The following is a 19323-nucleotide window of genomic DNA, read 5'->3' as shown; positions in this document are numbered from 1 at the left end:
CCGTATCGCCGGCCGATGACCTGCCGGTCGGCTACACCAGCTTTTTAATCAGCGCCTCGCTGTGGCGAATGCGCTCAGGGGCATGTTCCACGTCGCGCTGGATCAGCGCCATAAACAACAGGTCGGTGATGGCCAACTGCGCGGTAGTCGAGGCGATGGCCGCGCTGCGCGTCACCATCTCTTCCGCCACGGTATACAGCGCCAGATCGGCCTGCTGCTGCAGGCGATTGGGCGAAAAACCGGTCAGCGCCAGCACCTTAGCGCCGGCGCGCTGAGCTTCCTGCGCCGCCAGCAAAATCTCGCGCCTTTCTCCGCTATACGACAGCGCAATCAACAGATCTTCTTCCGTCAGCGCCTGCATCAGCGACAGCGATGCGTGCATATCCGCTTCCGCCACGGCCAGCATGCCGATCTTCAGCAGCTTCCAGGCGAAATCTTTGGCCGCCAGGCCGGACGTTCCCATCCCGATTAATACGACCCGGCGCGCCTGCTTCAGCATCGCCAGCGCTTGCAGCAGGCGATCTTCGCTGTTGATATCCAGCGTGGCGCGCAGCGCCGCCTGTTTTTCGTGCAGCAGTTTTTCGCCGACGATTTGCAGCGTATCGTCGCTCAGAATATGGTTATGCAGGGTAATCGCGGGCTCCGACGGGAGCGCGCTCGGCGTGTCGCTCAGCGACATCCTGAGCGCCGGAAAGCCGGAGTAGCCCAGCTTTTGGGCGAACTTAACCACGGCAGACTGGCTGACGCCGGCCGCCTGGGCCAGCTTCGATGAGCTGAGGTGGCGCGCGCGTTCGGATTGGGCCAGCAGAAAGTCGGCCAGCTTGCGCTCATTCTGCGCCAGCGTCGCGTACCGCTGCTGGATGCGAAGCAGGCAATTCATGTCATTCTCCGGTGCGGGGCGATATTTCATGCTTCCCTCTGGTCCTTCAGATTGCAGACGCGAGGACAGCGCTCACTGCGGCGTTCGTCGTATTGGAATGCGATCCGATGAGAAAACAAACAAATAACTCTCGCACGATAGAATAATTTATTCCAGTATTAGGGCCGGTTTGTTGAATAAATTATTCTTTGGCGGTGCGATGAATCTGTCTTCATTAATTTCTGAAATGCGTAATCCGGAAACCATGGATCTGGATACGCTCTCTACGCTTGAACTGGTAACGCGTCTGAATCAGCAGGACGATATGGTCGCGCCGGCGGTGCGTCTGACGTTGCCGCAGGTGGCGCAGGCGATCGATGCGGCGACGGCGTCGCTACAGGCCGGCGGCCGACTGATCTACATGGGGGCCGGCACCAGCGGACGTCTGGGCGTGCTGGATGCGGCGGAGTGTCCGCCGACCTTCGGCGTTCCGCACGGACGGGTGATTGGCCTGATCGCCGGCGGGCCGGACGCGCTGCTGCGCGCGGTGGAAGGCGCGGAGGACGATGAAAATCTCGGCCGGCGCGATCTGCAGGCGTTGACGCTGACGGAGCGGGATATGGTGGTGGGGCTGGCGGCCTCGGGGCGCACGCCTTATGTCATCGGCGGGCTGCGTTACGCGCGTATGCTGGGCTGCCGGACCGCGGCGATCTCCTGCAACCCGGCTTCGCCCATCGCCGGCGCGGCGGCCATTGCTATTTCTCCGCTGGTCGGTCCGGAAGCGCTGACCGGCTCCACGCGGCTTAAATCGGGAACGGCGCAGAAACTGGTGCTGAACATGTTGTCCACCGGCGTGATGGTTAAACTGGGCAAGGTGTACCAGAACCTGATGGTCGACGTGAAAGCCACCAATGTGAAGCTGGTCGATCGCGCCTGTCGTATTGTAACGGAGGCGACCGGCGTGACGCCCGAAGAGGCGCGGCACGCGCTCGACCAGACGGATTACGAAGCGAAGCCGGCCATCCTGATGGTGCTGAGCGGCATTGATGCGCAGGAAGCCCGCCGGCGCCTGGAGCAGCATGGCGGCTACCTGCGGGCTGCGCTGCGCGCCTGATAAGGCGGACCGCCGGCCGCCCGGCGGGCGGGCGTGAGGCGTGTGGCGGTTGAGAAAAACGCGGTGGTAACGATGAGCGGCGGCGATCGCTTGTCGACGAGAAAACGATAAGGAGCATAGGATGCCGGAAGGTGCGGAATTCGGCGCGCGGCCGATAAATATGCGGCCTGATAAGGCGGACCGCCGGCCGCCCGGCGGGCGAACGTGAAGCGTGGCGGTTGAGAAAAACGCGGTGGTGACGATGAGCGGCGGCGATCGCTTGTCGGCGAGAAGACGATAAGAAGCAAAGGATGCCGGAAGGTGCGGAATTCGGCGCGCGGCCGATAAATATGCGGCCTGATAAGGCGGACCGCCGGCCGCCCGGCGGGCGAAAGTGAGGCGTGGCGGTTGAGAAAAACGCGGTGGTGACGATGAGCGGCGGCGATCGCTTGTCGACGAGAAAACGATAAGGAGCATAGGATGCCGGAAGGTCCGGAAATTCGGCGTGCGGCCGATAAACTGGCTGAGGCGCTGCAGGGCAAAACGCTCACAGAGGTATGGTTCGCCTTTCCGGCGCTGAAAATCTATCAGGCCGGGTTGACCGGGCAGAGCGTGACGCGCCTTGAAACCCGCGGCAAGGCTTTGTTGACGCACTTTTCCGGCGGGCTTGTGCTGTACAGCCATAATCAGCTGTACGGTTTATGGCGGGTGGCCGACACCGGCGCTATCCCCGACACTCAGCGCGATTTACGCGTCAGGCTGGTCGCCGGTCAGCAAGCTGTCTTGCTGTACAGCGCCTCCGACATTGCGATGCTGAACGAGGAGACGCTGACGACCCATCCGTTTCTGTCCCGGCTCGGACCCGACGCGCTGGATATGTCGTTTAGCGCGCCGCAGGCGCAGGCGCGTCTGTTGCTGCCGCGTTTTCGCCGCCGTCAACTGGGCGGTCTGCTGCTCGATCAGGGGTTTATCGCCGGACTGGGCAATTATCTGCGGGCTGAAATTCTCTGGCAGGCGCAACTGGCGCCGCAGCGTAAAGCGCAAGATCTCAGCCCGGACCAACTGCGGCGCCTGGGCGAGGCGTTACTGGACCTGCCGCGCCTGTCTTACCAGACGCGCGGCCAGACGGACGATAAACGGCACCATGGCGCGATATTCCGTTTCAATGTGTTTGATCGGGAGGGTGAGCCATGCCGACGCTGCGGCGCCCCTATCGAACGCCGCCAGCTTTCCGGCCGGCCGTTTTTTTGCTGCCCGGTTTGTCAGGGCTAGTCGGGGAACTGCGGCAGAGGAAAAACACGCTTTCACGCCGTCCATGGCGTTGCGTCGATCCCTCGCGCCTTTGCCCGGAGCGTTGATTATTCCCGCTCTGAGCTGAAATCACGCCGGCTGTAGCCGGTATACAGCTGACGCGGGCGGGCGATCTTGAGACCTTCGTTGTGCATCTCGCTCCAGTGGGCAATCCAGCCGACCGTACGCGCCATGGCGAAGATCACGGTGAACATGCTGGACGGAATGCCCATCGCTTTCAGGATGATGCCCGAATAGAAGTCCACGTTCGGGTAGAGTTTCTTCTCAATAAAGTACGGGTCATTCAGCGCGATGTGTTCCAGCTTCATCGCCACTTCGAGCAGGTTGTCCTTCATGCCCAACTCTTTCAGCACTTCATGACAGGTTTCACGCATTACGGTGGCGCGCGGGTCATAGTTCTTATATACCCGGTGACCGAAGCCCATCAGGCGGAACGAATCATTTTTATCTTTGGCGCGCCGCACAAATTCAGGAATGTGCTCAACGCTGTTGATCTCTTCCAGCATCCGCAGGCAGGCCTCGTTGGCCCCGCCGTGCGCCGGTCCCCACAGGGAGGCAATGCCTGCCGCGATGCAGGCGAAGGGATTGGCGCCGGACGAGCCCGCGGTGCGCACCGTGGAGGTGGACGCGTTCTGTTCGTGGTCGGCGTGCAGGATCAGAATACGATCCATGGCGCGCTCCAGCACCGGATTGACCTCATACTCCTCGCACGGAGTGGAAAACATCATATGCAGGAAGTTACCGGCATACGACAGGTTGTTGCGCGGATAGACGAACGGCTGACCGATGGAATATTTGTAGCACATGGCCGCCACCGTCGGCATTTTGGACAGCAGGCGGTAAGCGGCGATTTCGCGGTGGCGTTCAATGCCGATATCCAGCGAATCGTGGTAGAAAGCGGCCAGCGCGCCGGTCACGCCGCACATTACCGCCATCGGGTGCGAGTCGCGGCGAAAACCGTGGAACAGACGGGTAATCTGTTCGTGGATCATGGTATGGCGCGTGACGGTGGTCTTGAAGGTTTCATACTGCTCTTTGTCGGGAGCTTCGCCGAACAGCAGGATATAGCAGACTTCCAGATAGGTGGACTTTTCCGCCAGTTGGTCGATGGGGAAACCGCGGTGCAGCAGAATGCCTTCTTCGCCGTCGATATAGGTGATTTTTGATTCACAGGAAGCCGTGGAGGTAAAGCCCGGGTCAAAGGTAAATAACCCTTTCGCACCGAGGCTGCGGATATCTATTTCATCTCGTCCGAGCGTACCCGACAGGACATCCAGCTCTATAGGCGCTTTGCCTTCAAGCGTAAGCGTCACTTTTTTATCAGACATTTCACAGTCTCCTTAGCGCTATATTTTTAAAAAACATTCACCGTGGAAATACTGTCAGCCTGTGTCCGCAACGGCGACAGACGCGGACGGACTCTGTGAGTCATTTAAGGGTACAGAGCAGACGGAACAGTACGTCAGCCACATTCAGGAGAAAACCCAGTTTTCCCGGCGCTTAACCAGCTTGAATATGATTGCAGCCATTACCTGTGACTTTTACGGGGATTTATCCACCCACTTTTACATAAGTTGCGCACAGGTGGAAGCGTCTCAACAAATCTATGATTCATCATAGGGCTTTTACTGGATTAGTTGTAATGTAAATGTTGATTTTTTGTCAAAATAGATAATGGTTTTTATATTAATTGTGAAAATCGTGATCCCACTCACTATTTGGGGGAAATGTTCCCAAACGGTTTGTAGGGGAATTGTAATAAGAATGTGAAGTACCTATACTTCGATCAGGTCTCCGGAGAACCCTGCGACAGGAGCACCCAGTACGGTAAGAATGCACCGGACAGACACCAGGATGCGATGTCTGGCGGTGTGATGGAGACGGCGTTTTTATCTGAGTCTGCTTACCCTGCTGTCTGAGCCCATCCAGATCCGGAGGAAGGAAAAATAATAAAGAGCTGTGTGGGCGAATCTGTGAAAAAACAAAGACCTGTTAATTTGGATCTGCAGACGATCCGGTTTCCCGTTACTGCGATAGCTTCAATTCTACACCGCGTCTCCGGCGTCATCACCTTTGTCGCCGTCGGTATCCTGCTGTGGCTGCTGGGCCTCTCGCTCTCTTCTCAGGACGGCTTTTCCCGCGCCGCCGCGGTGATGGACAGCTTTATTGTCTGGTTTGTCCTGTGGGGCATTCTCACCGCGCTGGCCTGGCACATCGTCGGCGGCATTCGCCATCTGCTGATGGACTTTGGCTATATTGAAGAGACGCTGCAGGCCGGGAAACGTTCCGCCGTTATTTCTTTTGTCATTACTGTCGTGCTTTCAATTCTGGCTGGAGTCCTCGTATGGTAAGCAATGCCTCTGCGTTGGGGCGTAATGGCGTACACGATTGGTTATTAATTCGCGCTTCCGCCATCGTCATTGTGTTGTATGTGCTGTATATCCTGGGTTTCGTGATCACTGCCGATGCGATCTCGTATCCCGTCTGGCGCGGCTTTTTCGCCCAGCCTCTCACCAAAGTCTTCACGCTGTTGACGCTGCTTTCCATCCTGGTGCATGCCTGGATTGGCTTATGGCAGGTGTTGACCGATTACATCAAACCGCTCGGCCTGCGGCTGGTATTACAGCTGGCGATCGTGGTTACGCTGTTGGTGTACGTCATTTATGGAACGATTGTGGTGTGGGGGGCGTAATGAATTTACCTGTCAGAGAGTTTGATGCCGTTGTGATCGGCGCCGGCGGCGCGGGAATGCGCGCCGCACTGCAAATATCCCAGCAGGGGCTGTCCTGCGCCCTGCTGTCGAAGGTGTTTCCCACCCGTTCCCATACGGTGTCGGCTCAGGGCGGTATTACCGTGGCGCTGGGCAATACCCATGAGGATAACTGGGAATGGCATATGTACGATACGGTGAAAGGCTCCGACTATATCGGCGACCAGGATGCGATCGAATATATGTGTAAAACCGGCCCGGAAGCGGTGCTGGAGCTGGAGCACATGGGGCTGCCTTTCTCCCGGCTGGACGACGGCCGCATTTATCAGCGTCCGTTCGGCGGTCAGTCGAGAAACTTCGGCGGCGAACAGGCGGCGCGCACCGCCGCCGCCGCCGACCGTACCGGCCACGCGCTGCTGCACACCCTGTATCAGCAGAATCTGCGTAATCACACCACTATCTTCTCCGAGTGGTACGCGCTCGATCTGGTGAAAAATCAGGATGGCGTGGTGATGGGCTGCACCGCTATTTGTATCGAAAGCGGGGAAGTGGTCTATTTCAAGGCGCGGGCCACCGTGCTGGCGACCGGCGGCGCGGGCCGCATTTATCAGTCGACCACCAATGCCCATATTAATACCGGCGACGGCGTCGGCATGGCGCTGCGCGCCGGCGTGCCGGTACAGGATATGGAAATGTGGCAGTTCCACCCCACCGGCATCGCCGGCGCGGGCGTGCTGGTCACCGAGGGCTGCCGCGGAGAAGGCGGCTATCTGCTGAATAAACACGGCGAGCGTTTTATGGAGCGCTATGCGCCGAACGCGAAGGATCTGGCCGGACGCGACGTGGTGGCGCGTTCGATTATGATCGAAATCCGCGAAGGGCGCGGCTGCGACGGGCCGTGGGGACCGCACGCTAAACTGAAGCTGGATCATCTGGGGAAAGAGGTGCTGGAGTCGCGCCTGCCCGGCATTCTGGAGCTGTCGCGCACCTTTGCCCACGTCGACCCGATAAAAGAGCCGATTCCGGTCATCCCGACCTGCCATTATATGATGGGTGGCATCCCCACTAAAGTGACCGGCCAGGCGCTGACCGTGAACGAAAAAGGCGAGGATGTGGTGATCCCCGGCCTGTTTGCGGTGGGCGAAATCGCCTGCGTATCGGTACACGGCGCCAACCGATTGGGCGGCAACTCGTTGCTCGACCTGGTGGTGTTCGGCCGTGCGGCCGGCCTGCATCTACAGGCGTCGCTGGATGAACAGGGCGGCGGCCGCGACGCCAGCGACGACGACATCGACGCCTCGCTTGAACGTCTCAATCGCTGGAACAGCACGCGCAGCGGTGAAAATCCGGTGGAGATCCGCAAGGCGCTGCAGTCCTGCATGCAGCACAATTTCTCGGTGTTCCGCGAGGGCGACGCGATGGCGAAAGGGCTGGAAGAGCTGAAAATTATCCGCGAACGGCTGAAAAACGCGCGGCTGGATGATACCTCGCGCGATTTCAACACTCAGCGCATCGAGTGTCTTGAACTCGACAACCTGATGGAAACGGCCTACGCCACCGCCGTTTCGGCGAACTACCGCACCGAAAGCCGCGGCGCGCACAGCCGCTTCGATTATCCCGATCGCGATGACGCCAACTGGCTGTGCCATACGCTGTATCTGCCGCAAAGCGAGAGTATGACGCGCCGCGCGGTGAACATGCAGCCTAAACTGCGCCCGGCGTTCCCGCCGAAAGTGCGTACTTATTAATCGCGGAGATCATACGATGAAACTCGAATTCTCTATTTATCGTTACAACCCGGATGTTGACGATGCGCCGCGCATGCAGGATTACCAACTTGAGGCCGAAGAAGGGCGGGATATGATGCTGCTGGACGCGCTGATGCTGCTGAAGGAGCAAGACCCGACGCTGGTTTTTCGTCGCTCGTGCCGCGAGGGGGTGTGCGGTTCCGACGGCGTTAACATGAACGGCAAAAACGGTCTGGCCTGTATCACGCCGGTTTCCGCACTGCGCCGCGGCAGCCATAAAATTGTTATCCGGCCGTTGCCGGGCCTGCCGGTGGTGCGCGATCTGGTCGTCGATATGGGGCAGTTTTACGCCCAGTATGAGAAGATCAAACCTTATCTGCTGAATGACGGCAAAAATCCGCCGGCGCGCGAGCATTTGCAGTCGCCGGAACAGCGGGCGAAGCTGGATGGTTTATACGAGTGCATCATGTGCGCCTGTTGTTCCACCTCTTGCCCGTCGTTCTGGTGGAACCCGGATAAGTTCGTCGGTCCGGCCGGACTGCTGGCGGCGTACCGTTTTCTTATCGACAGCCGCGATACCGAAACGAAACCCCGGCTGGACAATCTGGACGATGCTTTCAGCGTATTCCGCTGCCACAGCATTATGAACTGCGTTAACGTGTGTCCGAAGGGGCTTAACCCAACCCGCGCGATTGGCCATATAAAAACCATGTTGCTGCAGCGCGGAGCCTGAGTTGAGTGCGTGAATCAATAAGTATTTGATGTATAATTAGTTAGCTATAGCTAATCGATTTCAGGGACCGGCGGGTCCGCCCAACGGTCCCTGAAAGATAAAGTCGAAGACCAGTCCCGCATACGCCGCGGGCCGCCGCAGGAAATCTTTAAAAGCCGGCTTATGCGCCAGAACCGGTTTTTAAAGGTTCCTTAAAGGGCTGAGAGAGTATTTCTGCGTACCCGGTACGTTATATGATCCCTTTATGGCAACCGCATCTACGGTATTAAAGACATGTTAACCACGGCGAAAACTGAAGCTGATAAAGCTTAAGGGATCATAATGCAGAACGGCGCAATGAAGGCCTGGCTGGATTCCTCCTATCTGGCGGGCGCGAACCAGTCCTACATAGAGCAGCTCTATGAAGATTTTTTAACCGATCCGGACTCCATCGATCTCAGCTGGCGTTCTATTTTTCAGCAACTGCCCACGACGGGGGTCAAACCGGATCAACTCCATTCCAAAACGCGCGACTATTTTCGTCGCCTGGCGAAAGACAGCTCGCGCTATGCTTCGTCGATTACCGACCCGGATAACGACGCTAAACAGGTCAAGGTGCTGCAGCTGATAAACGCCTTTCGCTTCCGCGGCCACCAGCAGGCAAGTCTCGATCCCCTTAATTTACGCCCTCAGATCCCGGTTCCTGAACTGGACCTCGACTATCACAATCTGACGCAGGAAGATTTGCAGGAAACCTTTAACGTGGGGTCGTTCGCCATCGGTAAAGACACCATGGTACTGGGAGAACTGTATGAAGCGCTGAAGCGGACCTACTGTGGTCCGATTGGCGCGGAGTATATGCATATCACCAATACGGAAGAAAAACGCTGGATCCAGCATCGTATCGAGTCCGTCGTCGGTCAGCCTTCGTTCAGCGCGCAAGAGAAAAAGATCTTCCTGAAAGAGCTGACGGCGGCCGAAGGGCTGGAACGTTACCTGGCGGCCCGTTTCCCGGGCGCTAAGCGTTTCTCGCTCGAAGGCGGCGATGCGCTGGTGCCGATGCTGAAAGAACTGGTCCGCCACGCCGGCAAGAACGGCACCCGCGAAGTGGTGTTAGGCATGGCGCACCGCGGTCGTCTGAATGTGCTGGTCAATGTGGTAGGGAAAAAGCCGCAGGATCTGTTCGATGAATTCTCCGGCAAGCATAAGGAACATTTGGGCACCGGCGATGTGAAATACCATCAGGGTTTCTCATCCGATATGGAAACCGAGGGCGGGCTGGTGCATCTGGCGCTGGCCTTTAACCCGTCACATCTGGAGATCGTCAGCCCGGTAGTGACCGGCTCCGTGCGCGCCCGTCTCGACCGGCTGGATAACCCGGTTGGCACGCTGGTGCTGCCGGTCACCATTCATGGGGATGCGGCCATCAGCGGTCAGGGCGTGGTGCAGGAAACGCTGAATATGTCGCGGGTGCGCGGCTATGAAGTGGGCGGCACGTTGCGTATCGTGATCAATAACCGCATCGGTTTCACTACCTCGAACCTGCTGGATATTCGCTCGACCGAATATTGCACCGATATCGGCAAAATGGTGCAGGCGCCTATTTTCCACGTCAACTCTGACGATCCGGAGGCGGTGGCCTTTGTTACCCGCCTCGCGCTGGATTTCCGCAACACCTTTAAACTCGATGTGTTTATCGACCTGATTTGCTATCGTCGGCACGGCCATAACGAGGCTGATGAACCGAGCGCCACGCAGCCGATGATGTATCAGAAAATCAAAAAGCACCCGACGCCGCGTAAAGTGTATGCGGACCGTCTGGAACTGGAACAAGTGGTTACGCTGGAAGACGCCACCGAGATGGTCAACCTGTACCGCGACGCGCTGGATAACGGCGAATGCGTGGTGGAAGAGTGGCGCGAGATGGATATGCAGACCTTCACCTGGTCGCCTTATCTGAACCACGAGTGGGACGAGCCTTATCCGCACAAGGTCGAGATGAAGCGGCTGCAGGAGCTGGCTAAACGCATCAGCGATATCCCGGAGGCGATAGAAATGCAGCCGCGGGTGGCGCGTATTTATCACGACCGTATGGACATGGCGCTCGGCAACAAGCCGTTCGACTGGGGCGGGGCGGAAATGCTGGCCTACGCTACGCTGGTTGATGAAGGCATTTCGGTGCGGCTGTCGGGCGAAGATACCGGCCGCGGCACCTTTTTCCACCGCCATGCGGTGGTGCACAACCAGAAAAACGGTTCCGGCTATACGCCGCTTGAACATGTGCACAATGCGCAGGGGATCTTCAACGTCTGGGATTCCGTGCTGTCCGAAGAGGCGGTGCTGGCCTTTGAATACGGCTACGCCACCGCAGAGCCGCGCACGCTGACCATCTGGGAAGCGCAGTTCGGCGACTTCGCCAACGGCGCGCAGGTGGTGATCGATCAGTTCATCAGCTCCGGCGAACAGAAATGGGGCCGCATGTGCGGGCTGGTGATGCTGCTGCCGCATGGCTACGAAGGACAGGGGCCGGAACACTCCTCGGCGCGGCTGGAGCGCTATCTGCAGCTGTGCGCGGAGCAAAATATGCAGGTGTGCATTCCGTCTACGCCGGCGCAGGTTTACCATATGCTGCGCCGTCAGGCGCTGCGCGGCATGCGGCGCCCGCTGATCGTTATGTCGCCGAAATCATTGTTGCGCCATCCGCTGGCCATCTCCTCGTTGGAAGATCTGGCCGACGGCCAGTTCCTTCCGGCAATCGGCGAAGTCGACGATCTGGAACTGAAAGATATCAAACGCGTGGTGCTCTGTTCCGGCAAAGTCTATTACGATCTGCTGGCGCAGCGGCGCAAGAACGGCCAGAACGATGTGGCGATCGTGCGTATCGAACAGCTTTATCCGTTCCCTCACCAGGCGGTGCAGGCGACGCTGGAGCCCTTCGCTCAGGTTCATGATTTTGTCTGGTGCCAGGAAGAGCCGCTGAATCAGGGCGCCTGGTACTGTAGCCAGCACCATTTACGGGAAGTTATTCCATTCGGCGCCTCTTTACGTTACGCCGGGCGTCCCGCATCCGCCTCACCGGCGGTTGGCTATATGTCCGTACACCAGAAGCAGCAGCAAGATCTGGTTAATGACGCGCTGAACGTTGATTAAATAGAAAGGATAGATAATGAGTAGCGTAGATATTCTTGTTCCTGACCTGCCGGAATCGGTAGTTGACGCCACCGTTGCCACTTGGCATAAAAAACCGGGCGATAGCGTTCAGCGTGATGAAGTCCTGGTTGAAATTGAAACCGACAAAGTTGTGCTGGAAGTGCCGGCGGTGGAAGCCGGCGTTCTGGACGCCGTGCTGGAAGAGGAAGGCGCCACCGTGGTTGCGCGTCAGATATTAGGCCGTCTGCGCCCGGAAGACAGTTCCGGCCGGCAATCCAGCGAGAAGTCGCAGAGCCAGGAGGCCACGCCGGCCCAGCGCTATACCGCCGGGCTGGAAGAGGAAAGCAACGATGCGCTCAGCCCGGCGATCCGCCGCCTGATCGCCGAACACGATCTGGACGCCGCCGCGATTAAAGGCAGCGGCGTGGGCGGGCGTCTTACCCGCGAAGACGTGGAGAAACATCTGGCCGCGCGCAGCAAGGAGAGCGCGCCGCAGGCGAAACCGACCGCGCCCGTCGTCGCCGCGCCGCAACCGGTCATCGCCGGCCGCAGCGAAAAACGCGTGCCGATGACGCGTCTGCGTAAACGCGTAGCGGAACGCTTGCTGGAAGCCAAAAATAATACGGCCATGCTGACCACCTTCAACGAGGTCAACATGAAGCCGATTATGGATCTGCGCAAGCAGTATGGCGAGGCGTTTGAGAAGCGCCATGGCGTGCGGCTGGGCTTTATGTCCTTCTACCTGAAAGCCGTGGTCGAAGCGCTGAAACGCTTCCCGGAAGTGAATGCGTCCATCGATGGCGAAGACGTGGTGTACCACAACTACTTTGACATCAGTATTGCGGTTTCGACGCCGCGAGGTCTGGTCACGCCGGTGCTGCGCGACGTGGATGCGCTGGGCATGGCCGAGATTGAAAAGAAAATCAAAGAGCTGGCGATAAAAGGACGCGACGGTAAACTGACGGTTGAGGAACTGACCGGCGGCAATTTCACGATCACCAACGGCGGGGTGTTTGGTTCGCTGATGTCCACGCCGATCATCAACCCGCCGCAGAGCGCGATTTTAGGTATGCACGCCATTAAGGATCGTCCTATGGCGGTAGAAGGGCAGGTGGTGATTCTGCCGATGATGTACCTGGCGCTTTCCTACGATCATCGCCTGATCGATGGCCGCGAGTCGGTCAGCTTCCTGGTAACAATCAAAGATATGCTGGAAGATCCCGCACGTCTGTTGCTGGACGTTTAATTCTGACGCAAGGGCGGGGCGGCGGGACGGCCGCCCCGCCGCGAATCTGGCATTTTGTGTGCTACGCTCGGTCGTTGTTAAAGCAACGGCTTTATCCAAAATATAGAAAGTCGATGACTTCTCTTCAGACATACGTGGAAGAACATCATGAATTTACATGAATATCAGGCAAAACAACTCTTTGCTCGATATGGTCTGCCGGTCCCGGTTGGCTATGCCTGCACTACGCCGCGCGAAGCGGAAGAGGCCGCATCCAAAATTGGCGCGGGCCCGTGGGTGGTGAAGTGCCAGGTGCATGCCGGCGGACGCGGCAAGGCGGGTGGGGTAAAACTGGTTAACAGTAAGGAAGATATCCGCGCTTTCGCGGAAAACTGGCTGGGCAAGCATTTGGTGACCTACCAGACCGATGCTCGCGGGCAGCCGGTGCACCAGATTCTGGTGGAAAACGCCACCAACATCGCGAAAGAGCTCTATCTGGGCGCGGTCGTCGATCGCGCATCGCAGCGCGTGGTGTTCATGGCGTCGACCGAAGGCGGCGTGGAAATTGAAAAGGTGGCGGAACAGACGCCGCATCTGATTCACAAAACCACGCTGGATCCGCTGACCGGCCCACTGCCTTATCAGGGACGCGAACTGGCGTTTAAATTGGGCCTGAGCGGCAGTCAGGTGAACCAGTTCAGCAAAATCTTTATGGGGCTGGCGAACCTGTTCCTTGAGCGCGATCTGTCGCTGGTGGAAATCAACCCGCTGGTGATTACCGGGCAGGGCGAACTGATCTGCCTGGATGGCAAATTAGGCGTGGACGGCAACGCGTTATTCCGCCAGCCGGAACTGCGCGAAATGCGCGATCCCAGCCAGGAAGACGCTCGCGAGGCGCACGCGGCGCAGTGGGAACTGAACTATGTCGCGCTGGACGGCAATATCGGCTGCATGGTGAACGGCGCCGGTCTGGCGATGGGCACGATGGATATCGTTAAGCTACACGGCGGTTCGCCGGCCAACTTCCTCGATGTGGGCGGCGGTGCGACCAAAGAGCGCGTGACGGAAGCGTTTAAAATCATCCTGTCGGACGACAAGGTGAAAGCGGTTCTGGTGAATATTTTTGGCGGTATTGTACGCTGCGATCTGATAGCCGACGGCATTATTGGCGCAGTGGCCGAAGTCGGCGTTAATGTACCGGTTGTGGTTCGTCTGGAAGGCAATAATGCCGCGCTGGGCGCGAAAAAACTGGCGGATAGCGGTCTGAATATTCTGGCGGCCACCAGTCTTACGGATGCGGCGCGCCAGGCCGTCAGCGCAGTGGGAGGTGAATAATGTCCATTCTGATTGATAAAAATACCAAAGTGATTTGTCAGGGTTTTACCGGCAGTCAGGGGACATTCCATTCTGAGCAGGCGATCGCTTACGGTACGCAGATGGTGGGCGGCGTGACGCCAGGCAAGGGCGGCACCGAACATCTCGGCCTGCCGGTGTTCAACACCGTGCGCGAAGCGGTAGAGGTCACCGGCGCCACGGCTTCGGTGATCTATGTGCCGGCGCCGTTTTGCAAAGACTCGATTCTGGAAGCCATTGACGCCGGCATCAAACTGATTATCTGTATCACCGAAGGCATCCCGACGCTGGATATGCTGACGGTGAAAGTGAAGCTGGAGCAAAGCGGCGTGCGGATGATTGGGCCGAACTGTCCGGGCGTGATCACGCCGGGCGAATGTAAGATTGGCATCATGCCCGGCCATATTCACCTGCCGGGCAAGGTCGGCATCGTCTCCCGTTCGGGCACGCTGACCTACGAAGCCGTTAAACAGACCACCGATGCCGGCCTGGGCCAGTCGACCTGCGTGGGGATTGGCGGCGACCCGATCCCGGGCTCCGGTTTCATCGACATTCTGGCGCAGTTTGAACAGGATCCGCGCACCGAAGCCATCGTGATGATCGGGGAGATCGGCGGCACGGCGGAGGAAGAAGCGGCAACCTACATTCAGCAGCATGTCAGCAAGCCGGTGGTGGCGTACATTGCCGGCGTAACCGCGCCGAAAGGCAAGCGTATGGGGCATGCCGGCGCCATTATCGCCGGCGGGAAAGGCACAGCGGATGAAAAATTTGCCGCGCTGGAAGCGGCCGGCGTGAAAACGGTGCGCAGCCTTGCGGAGATCGGCGACGTGGTAAAAGCGATTCTCGCCGGTTAAATTCTGCCTTCGCGTTCGGGCCGTTTCCGGCCTGAAAAAGAGGTATATGAGCGCCTTCCGTTTGCCTGGCCTCGTGACCTGATGACGGACAGGACGGTTGCGGTTATATCCGCTCTTTGATGCAGCCGCGAAAGCGGTTGCTATCCCCGGTGAAATCCGCTGACCTGCGTCTCATTACCTCTGCCAACCTGGCGTTCGGGACTTTTTCCCGACTTTCTGACTCTCGGCTCCTGCGGTGGACCTGCTGTTAAGCGAGTAAAGTCGTTAACAGAGCGAACCATGACGCAAGTAAAATCTGTGAAGATGACATCCCGTAAGTAATATACCCCGGAGTTTCGCCAGCAGGCACCGGCACTCGCTGAGCGTAGCGGCGTGGCTACAGCCGCCCGTGAGCCCGGCCAGCATGACTCTCAGCTCTACGCCTGGCAAAGTAAACAACGCCGGCAAAGTACGCTTTCTGAACGTAAGCAGCAGGCAACAGAACTTGCCCGCTTTAAGCGTCAGCTCGCAGAATGGGGGGCCGCGTCCGTCGCGTAACCGGACCTATCCCTGACCCGGCCTCTGTCCGCAGGCGCACAGCTTACCCTGTGCAAAACGCCAACGCGTTGTCACGCAGCCCGAATTTAACCCGCTCTCTGTTTCATTCCTTCAGCGCGGCCTGCAGCGGCGCAAGCGTACCGTCCACCGGATGTGTGATCGGCAGGTTGAGGATATGACTCACCAACGGATAGATATTGATGTTGTCAAACGGCGGCAGCGTGACGCCCTGTTTAAACGCCGGACCTTCGGCCACGAACAGCGCGCCCATGTCTTTGGTGTAAGTGTAGCCATGGGTGCCGCCGCCGCGGCGCTCCGCCAGCGGCTTGTTGGTAAAGTAGCGCGGCGCCGTGGTTTCCAGAATGATATCGGCGATGCGCGGGCTGTCGGTGAAGTGGCGCTCCGCCAGATCCTGTTCCGTCATCACCCGGTAGCGGCCGGAGGCGGCCTGCGCCAGTTTATCCTTTAACGCGGCGCTTTCTTCCGAGCTCGTCTTAGCGCCGGCGTAAATCATCAGCCGGGTGGTGCTGTTCACTACGCGGAACTTGCTATCGTCAATGGCGAAGTCGCGATAATCGATAGCCTGGTTGTGATCAATCGTCGCCATTCCGTGATCGGACACTACGATCAGATTCACCGGATAACCCAACTGCTGCAGGCCATTACGCAAACGGCCAATCTGCGCGTCAATCTTTTGCACCGCGTCCGCGACTTCGCTTGAGTCCGGGCCGTACTGGTGGCCGATGGTATCCACCAGCGAGAAGTAGCCGGTTACGAAATGTGGCCGCGCGGCAGGCGGCAATGCCAGCCAGTCCAGGATCTGGTCGACGCGTCCCGCGTCGTCGGCGTGGTCGGAGTAGGGATAGTAATAGGAGGGGGTCATGCCGTTGATGCGGGCTTCTGACTCAGGCCAGAAATAGGTCGCCGCCTTAACGCCGTTGATTTCCGCCAGATTCCATAGAGGAATGCCGGAGAGCCAGGTGGCGTCATTTTTGCCCATGCCCATTCTGTAGCATTCCTGACGGACTTTATCGCAGAAATTGTTATCGACAATACCGTGATGCACCGCGTACAGGCCGGTAATAATCGACAGATGGTTGGGAAAGGTTTTGGTTGGATAAATCGGCCGCATCTGCTCGGCCCGTACTCCGTTTTTCACAATCTGCCGCAGGTTGGGCGCATTGTATTTGTTGATGTAATCCCAGCGGAAACCGTCGATCGACATCAGCACCACGGTCGGCGCTTCAGTCGCGGCGCGGGCTGATGAGGACAGACATAAAAAAAACAACAGCGTGTACATAGCAAAATAGAGTCTTTTCATAGCGAATGGCTTCTCTGTTATGACTAAATTTTTGAAACCTGGCATTGTAGGGACTCTCTGTGACAGATACGTGACCCTGGGCGCGGCAATCAATAGCGCTGTCCGATCAGGCATGACGCATGCGGTTTCCCCTCCGCCATAAGCACTCATTTCCTTGTGCTATCCTCATACAGGTGTTGTGGGTAAGGCCGGCATGGCGCTCAGCGCTTGTGCCGTCGACGATTTGGTTCGCGACGGGCTATCGCTTACTGGTGATATTTAATATTCATTAACATTAAAATAACAGACTACGCCAATAAGGATTAATGGCGGAAATAAACCGCCGATTGTTGCCGTGAAAAGCGAATGGCATCAGGCAAATTATGAAAGACTTATATGCGTCATAAAATGGATGTTTTTTATGAAAATGTATAACGATGGAATTTAATAATCACACTTAATTAACAAGTTGGTCATTGTTAAATTATCTCGATAATGAAATTTAACAATCACAATGAATCTTGCTTTAGATCAAGAACTGGAACTGGCTAAAGATAGTGAAATGCGCTTAAATTGCGCCAGATCAATAACCTTCATTATGCTGTAATTGGCGTAAAGTTGATTTGCAACCTAAAACCTAAGCTGGGTCACGTAAAATACTATTTATTGTAGGGGATTGAAGGCGTAATATAGCGATACTCGATTCAGGGTAAGACGTTTGTAATATTTGTATTTTTTCTTTGGCTTGCGGTCGAACGGTTTGGGTTATTTTCCCGACGTTCAAAGCCAGTGGCTGAAGCAATAATCTGTTGTGTTCTTTTGGCGATTACTGCCGGGTGTCTGGTGGCTTGTCACATTCAGCAAGCCGAAGCCTTCCTGCGAGGAGCAAGGAGTCAAGATGTTTGATATAGTCGAACTGTCACGTTTACAGTTTGCCTTGACAGCGATGTACCACTTTCTGTTTGTCCCGCTAACGCTGGGGATGGCGTTTCTGCTGGCAATCATGGAAACGGTGTACGTACTGTCCGGTAAACAAATTTATAAAGATATGACTAAATTCTGGGGCAAGTTGTTTGCGATCAACTTCGCTCTGGGCGTCGCCACCGGGCTGACCATGGAATTTCAGTTCGGGACCAACTGGTCATATTTCTCTCATTACGTCGGGGATATCTTCGGTGCGCCGCTGGCCATCGAAGGGTTGATGGCCTTCTTCCTCGAATCCACCTTCGTCGGGCTGTTCTTCTTTGGCTGGGATCGGCTGAGTAAAGTGCAGCATATGGCGGTGACCTGGCTGGTGGCGCTGGGGTCCAACTTCTCCGCGCTGTGGATTCTGGTTGCCAACGGCTGGATGCAAAACCCGATCGCCTCCGACTTCAACTTCGAAACCATGCGTATGGAAATGGTCAGTTTCGCCGAGCTGGTGCTGAACCCGGTCGCTCAGGTGAAATTCGTCCATACCGTGGCGGCTGGCTACACCACCGGCGCAATGTTCGTGCTGGGCATCAGCTCCTACTACTTGCTGAAAGGCCGAGATATCGCGTTTGCTAAGCGTTCGTTCGCGATCGCCGCCAGCTTCGGTATGGCCGCGGTGCTGTCGGTTATCGTGCTGGGCGATGAGTCCGGTTACGAAATGGGGGACGTGCAGAAGACCAAGCTGGCGGCGATTGAAGCCGAGTGGGAAACCCAGCCGGCGCCTGCCTCATTTACGCTGATCGGTCTGCCTGACCAGGACAGAATGGAAAATAACTACGCGATCCGCATTCCTTACTTGCTGGGGCTGATCGCCACCCGCTCCACCGATCGTCAGGTTACCGGTCTGAAAGATCTGATGGAACAGCATGAAATGCGCATCCGCAACGGGATGAAAGCCTATCAGCTGCTGGAAGAACTGCGCGCCGGCAATAGCGACTCCGCCGTCCGCCAGGCCTTTGACCAGAGCAAGCGGGATCTGGGCTACGGCATGTTGCTGAAACGCTATACGCCGCAGGTATCCGACGCCAGCGAAGCGCAGATTCAGAAAGCGGTGAAAGATTCTATTCCGCGCGTCGCGCCGCTGTACTTCTCCTTCCGTATTATGGTGGGCTGCGGCGTGCTGATGCTGCTGATCATCGGCCTGTCTTTCTGGTCGGTGCTGCGTGGCCGCATCGGTCAAAGAAAATGGCTGCTGAAGGCGGCTCTGTATGGCATCCCTCTGCCGTGGATTGCGGTGGAAGCCGGCTGGTTTGTCGCCGAGTATGGCCGCCAGCCCTGGGCGATTGGGGAAATTCTGCCGACGGCCGTGGCTAATTCGTCCCTCACCGTCGGCGATATCCTGTTCTCCATGACGCTGATCTGCGGTCTGTATACGCTGTTCCTGATCGCGGAAATGTATCTGATGTTCAAATTCGCGCGCCTGGGCCCCAGCAGTCTGAAAACCGGTCGTTACCACTTTGAACAGCCCTTATCGGCTGTGCCGGAAGCACGGTAAACTA

Annotated in this window: 14 protein-coding genes and 1 pseudogene; 12 read left to right on the top strand and 3 right to left on the bottom strand. The window is 57.4% G+C overall.

Features of this window, described 5'->3' with window-relative positions; translation table 11 throughout:
- Window positions 1–31: 31 nt before the first annotated feature.
- Window positions 32–880, bottom strand: a complete 849-nt coding sequence (locus FJU30_RS11500; protein WP_150435114.1) for a MurR/RpiR family transcriptional regulator — start codon at window positions 878–880, stop codon at window positions 32–34.
- Between the two features lie 199 nt (window positions 881–1079).
- On the opposite strand from FJU30_RS11500, the gene murQ reads away from it, so the two are divergent.
- On the top strand, window positions 1080–1973 hold the full coding sequence (murQ, locus tag FJU30_RS11495; RefSeq protein WP_150435113.1) for an N-acetylmuramic acid 6-phosphate etherase: 894 nt from the start codon (window positions 1080–1082) through the stop codon (window positions 1971–1973).
- 459 nt (window positions 1974–2432) lie between these two features.
- A complete protein-coding gene (gene nei / locus FJU30_RS11490; protein ID WP_150435112.1) occupies window positions 2433–3224 on the top strand; it encodes an endonuclease VIII in 792 nt (263 codons plus the stop codon).
- 86 nt (window positions 3225–3310) lie between these two features.
- On the opposite strand, the gene FJU30_RS11485 is transcribed toward nei, so the two are convergent.
- Window positions 3311–4591: a citrate synthase gene (locus FJU30_RS11485; protein ID WP_150435111.1), complete on the bottom strand. Its 1281-nt coding sequence runs from the start codon at window positions 4589–4591 to the stop codon at window positions 3311–3313.
- 633 nt (window positions 4592–5224) lie between these two features.
- Here FJU30_RS11485 and sdhC point away from each other — a divergent pair.
- The 9 genes and pseudogenes from sdhC to FJU30_RS27175 form a co-directional block, all read left to right on the top strand.
- A complete protein-coding gene (sdhC, locus tag FJU30_RS11480; RefSeq protein WP_150435110.1) occupies window positions 5225–5614 on the top strand; it encodes a succinate dehydrogenase cytochrome b556 subunit in 390 nt (129 codons plus the stop codon).
- The gene (gene sdhD, locus FJU30_RS11475) at window positions 5608–5955 is read left to right on the top strand and encodes a succinate dehydrogenase membrane anchor subunit (protein WP_150435109.1); all 348 of its coding nucleotides are present in this window, start codon (window positions 5608–5610) and stop codon (window positions 5953–5955) included. The genes sdhC and sdhD overlap by 7 nt, the downstream gene beginning before the upstream one ends.
- Window positions 5955–7721 carry a succinate dehydrogenase flavoprotein subunit gene (sdhA, locus tag FJU30_RS11470; protein WP_150435108.1) on the top strand — a complete coding sequence of 589 codons (1767 nt, stop codon included), beginning with the start codon at window positions 5955–5957 and terminating at the stop codon, window positions 7719–7721. The genes sdhD and sdhA overlap by 1 nt, the downstream gene beginning before the upstream one ends.
- 16 nt (window positions 7722–7737) lie before the next feature.
- Complete coding sequence (locus FJU30_RS11465; RefSeq protein ID WP_150435107.1) at window positions 7738–8454, top strand: succinate dehydrogenase iron-sulfur subunit; 717 nt, start codon at window positions 7738–7740, stop codon at window positions 8452–8454.
- 321 nt (window positions 8455–8775) lie between these two features.
- Complete coding sequence (gene sucA / locus FJU30_RS11460; RefSeq protein WP_150435106.1) at window positions 8776–11583, top strand: 2-oxoglutarate dehydrogenase E1 component; 2808 nt, start codon at window positions 8776–8778, stop codon at window positions 11581–11583.
- A 16-nt stretch (window positions 11584–11599) separates the two neighbouring features.
- The gene (gene odhB, locus FJU30_RS11455; protein ID WP_150435105.1) at window positions 11600–12829 is read left to right on the top strand and encodes a 2-oxoglutarate dehydrogenase complex dihydrolipoyllysine-residue succinyltransferase; all 1230 of its coding nucleotides are present in this window, start codon (window positions 11600–11602) and stop codon (window positions 12827–12829) included.
- Window positions 12830–12976: 147 nt separating this feature from the next.
- The gene (gene sucC, locus FJU30_RS11450; RefSeq protein WP_150435104.1) at window positions 12977–14143 is read left to right on the top strand and encodes an ADP-forming succinate--CoA ligase subunit beta; all 1167 of its coding nucleotides are present in this window, start codon (window positions 12977–12979) and stop codon (window positions 14141–14143) included.
- Window positions 14143–15015, top strand: a complete 873-nt coding sequence (gene sucD, locus FJU30_RS11445) for a succinate--CoA ligase subunit alpha (protein WP_150435103.1) — start codon at window positions 14143–14145, stop codon at window positions 15013–15015. The genes sucC and sucD overlap by 1 nt, the downstream gene beginning before the upstream one ends.
- A 321-nt stretch (window positions 15016–15336) precedes the next feature.
- Window positions 15337–15528, top strand: a pseudogene (locus FJU30_RS27175) (transposase); the annotation flags it as partial.
- A gap of 127 nt (window positions 15529–15655) precedes the next feature.
- On the opposite strand, the gene FJU30_RS11440 reads toward FJU30_RS27175, so the two are convergent.
- A complete protein-coding gene (locus tag FJU30_RS11440) occupies window positions 15656–16873 on the bottom strand; it encodes an alkaline phosphatase family protein (protein ID WP_150435102.1) in 1218 nt (405 codons plus the stop codon).
- An 877-nt stretch (window positions 16874–17750) separates the two neighbouring features.
- Between FJU30_RS11440 and cydA the strand changes: the two genes are divergently transcribed.
- Window positions 17751–19319: a cytochrome ubiquinol oxidase subunit I gene (cydA, locus tag FJU30_RS11435; RefSeq protein ID WP_150435101.1), complete on the top strand. Its 1569-nt coding sequence runs from the start codon at window positions 17751–17753 to the stop codon at window positions 19317–19319.
- Window positions 19320–19323 lie beyond the last annotated feature (4 nt).

The organism is Affinibrenneria salicis (assembly GCF_008710095.1).
This window is presented reverse-complemented; position numbering and strand designations above follow the sequence as displayed.

What these genes read in the sequence shown, in the direction of transcription:
- FJU30_RS11500 (WP_150435114.1), bottom strand. Translation starts at nt 880, where the DNA reads ATGAATTGCCTGCTTCGCATCCAGCAGCGGTACGCGACGCTGGCGCAG.
- murQ (WP_150435113.1), top strand. Translation starts at nt 1,080, where the DNA reads ATGAATCTGTCTTCATTAATTTCTGAAATGCGTAATCCGGAAACCATG.
- nei (WP_150435112.1), top strand. Translation starts at nt 2,433, where the DNA reads ATGCCGGAAGGTCCGGAAATTCGGCGTGCGGCCGATAAACTGGCTGAG.
- FJU30_RS11485 (WP_150435111.1), bottom strand. Translation starts at nt 4,591, where the DNA reads ATGTCTGATAAAAAAGTGACGCTTACGCTTGAAGGCAAAGCGCCTATA.
- sdhD (WP_150435109.1), top strand. Translation starts at nt 5,608, where the DNA reads ATGGTAAGCAATGCCTCTGCGTTGGGGCGTAATGGCGTACACGATTGG.
- sdhA (WP_150435108.1), top strand. Translation starts at nt 5,955, where the DNA reads ATGAATTTACCTGTCAGAGAGTTTGATGCCGTTGTGATCGGCGCCGGC.
- FJU30_RS11465 (WP_150435107.1), top strand. Translation starts at nt 7,738, where the DNA reads ATGAAACTCGAATTCTCTATTTATCGTTACAACCCGGATGTTGACGAT.
- sucA (WP_150435106.1), top strand. Translation starts at nt 8,776, where the DNA reads ATGCAGAACGGCGCAATGAAGGCCTGGCTGGATTCCTCCTATCTGGCG.
- odhB (WP_150435105.1), top strand. Translation starts at nt 11,600, where the DNA reads ATGAGTAGCGTAGATATTCTTGTTCCTGACCTGCCGGAATCGGTAGTT.
- sucC (WP_150435104.1), top strand. Translation starts at nt 12,977, where the DNA reads ATGAATTTACATGAATATCAGGCAAAACAACTCTTTGCTCGATATGGT.
- sucD (WP_150435103.1), top strand. Translation starts at nt 14,143, where the DNA reads ATGTCCATTCTGATTGATAAAAATACCAAAGTGATTTGTCAGGGTTTT.
- FJU30_RS11440 (WP_150435102.1), bottom strand. Translation starts at nt 16,873, where the DNA reads ATGAAAAGACTCTATTTTGCTATGTACACGCTGTTGTTTTTTTTATGT.
- cydA (WP_150435101.1), top strand. Translation starts at nt 17,751, where the DNA reads ATGTTTGATATAGTCGAACTGTCACGTTTACAGTTTGCCTTGACAGCG.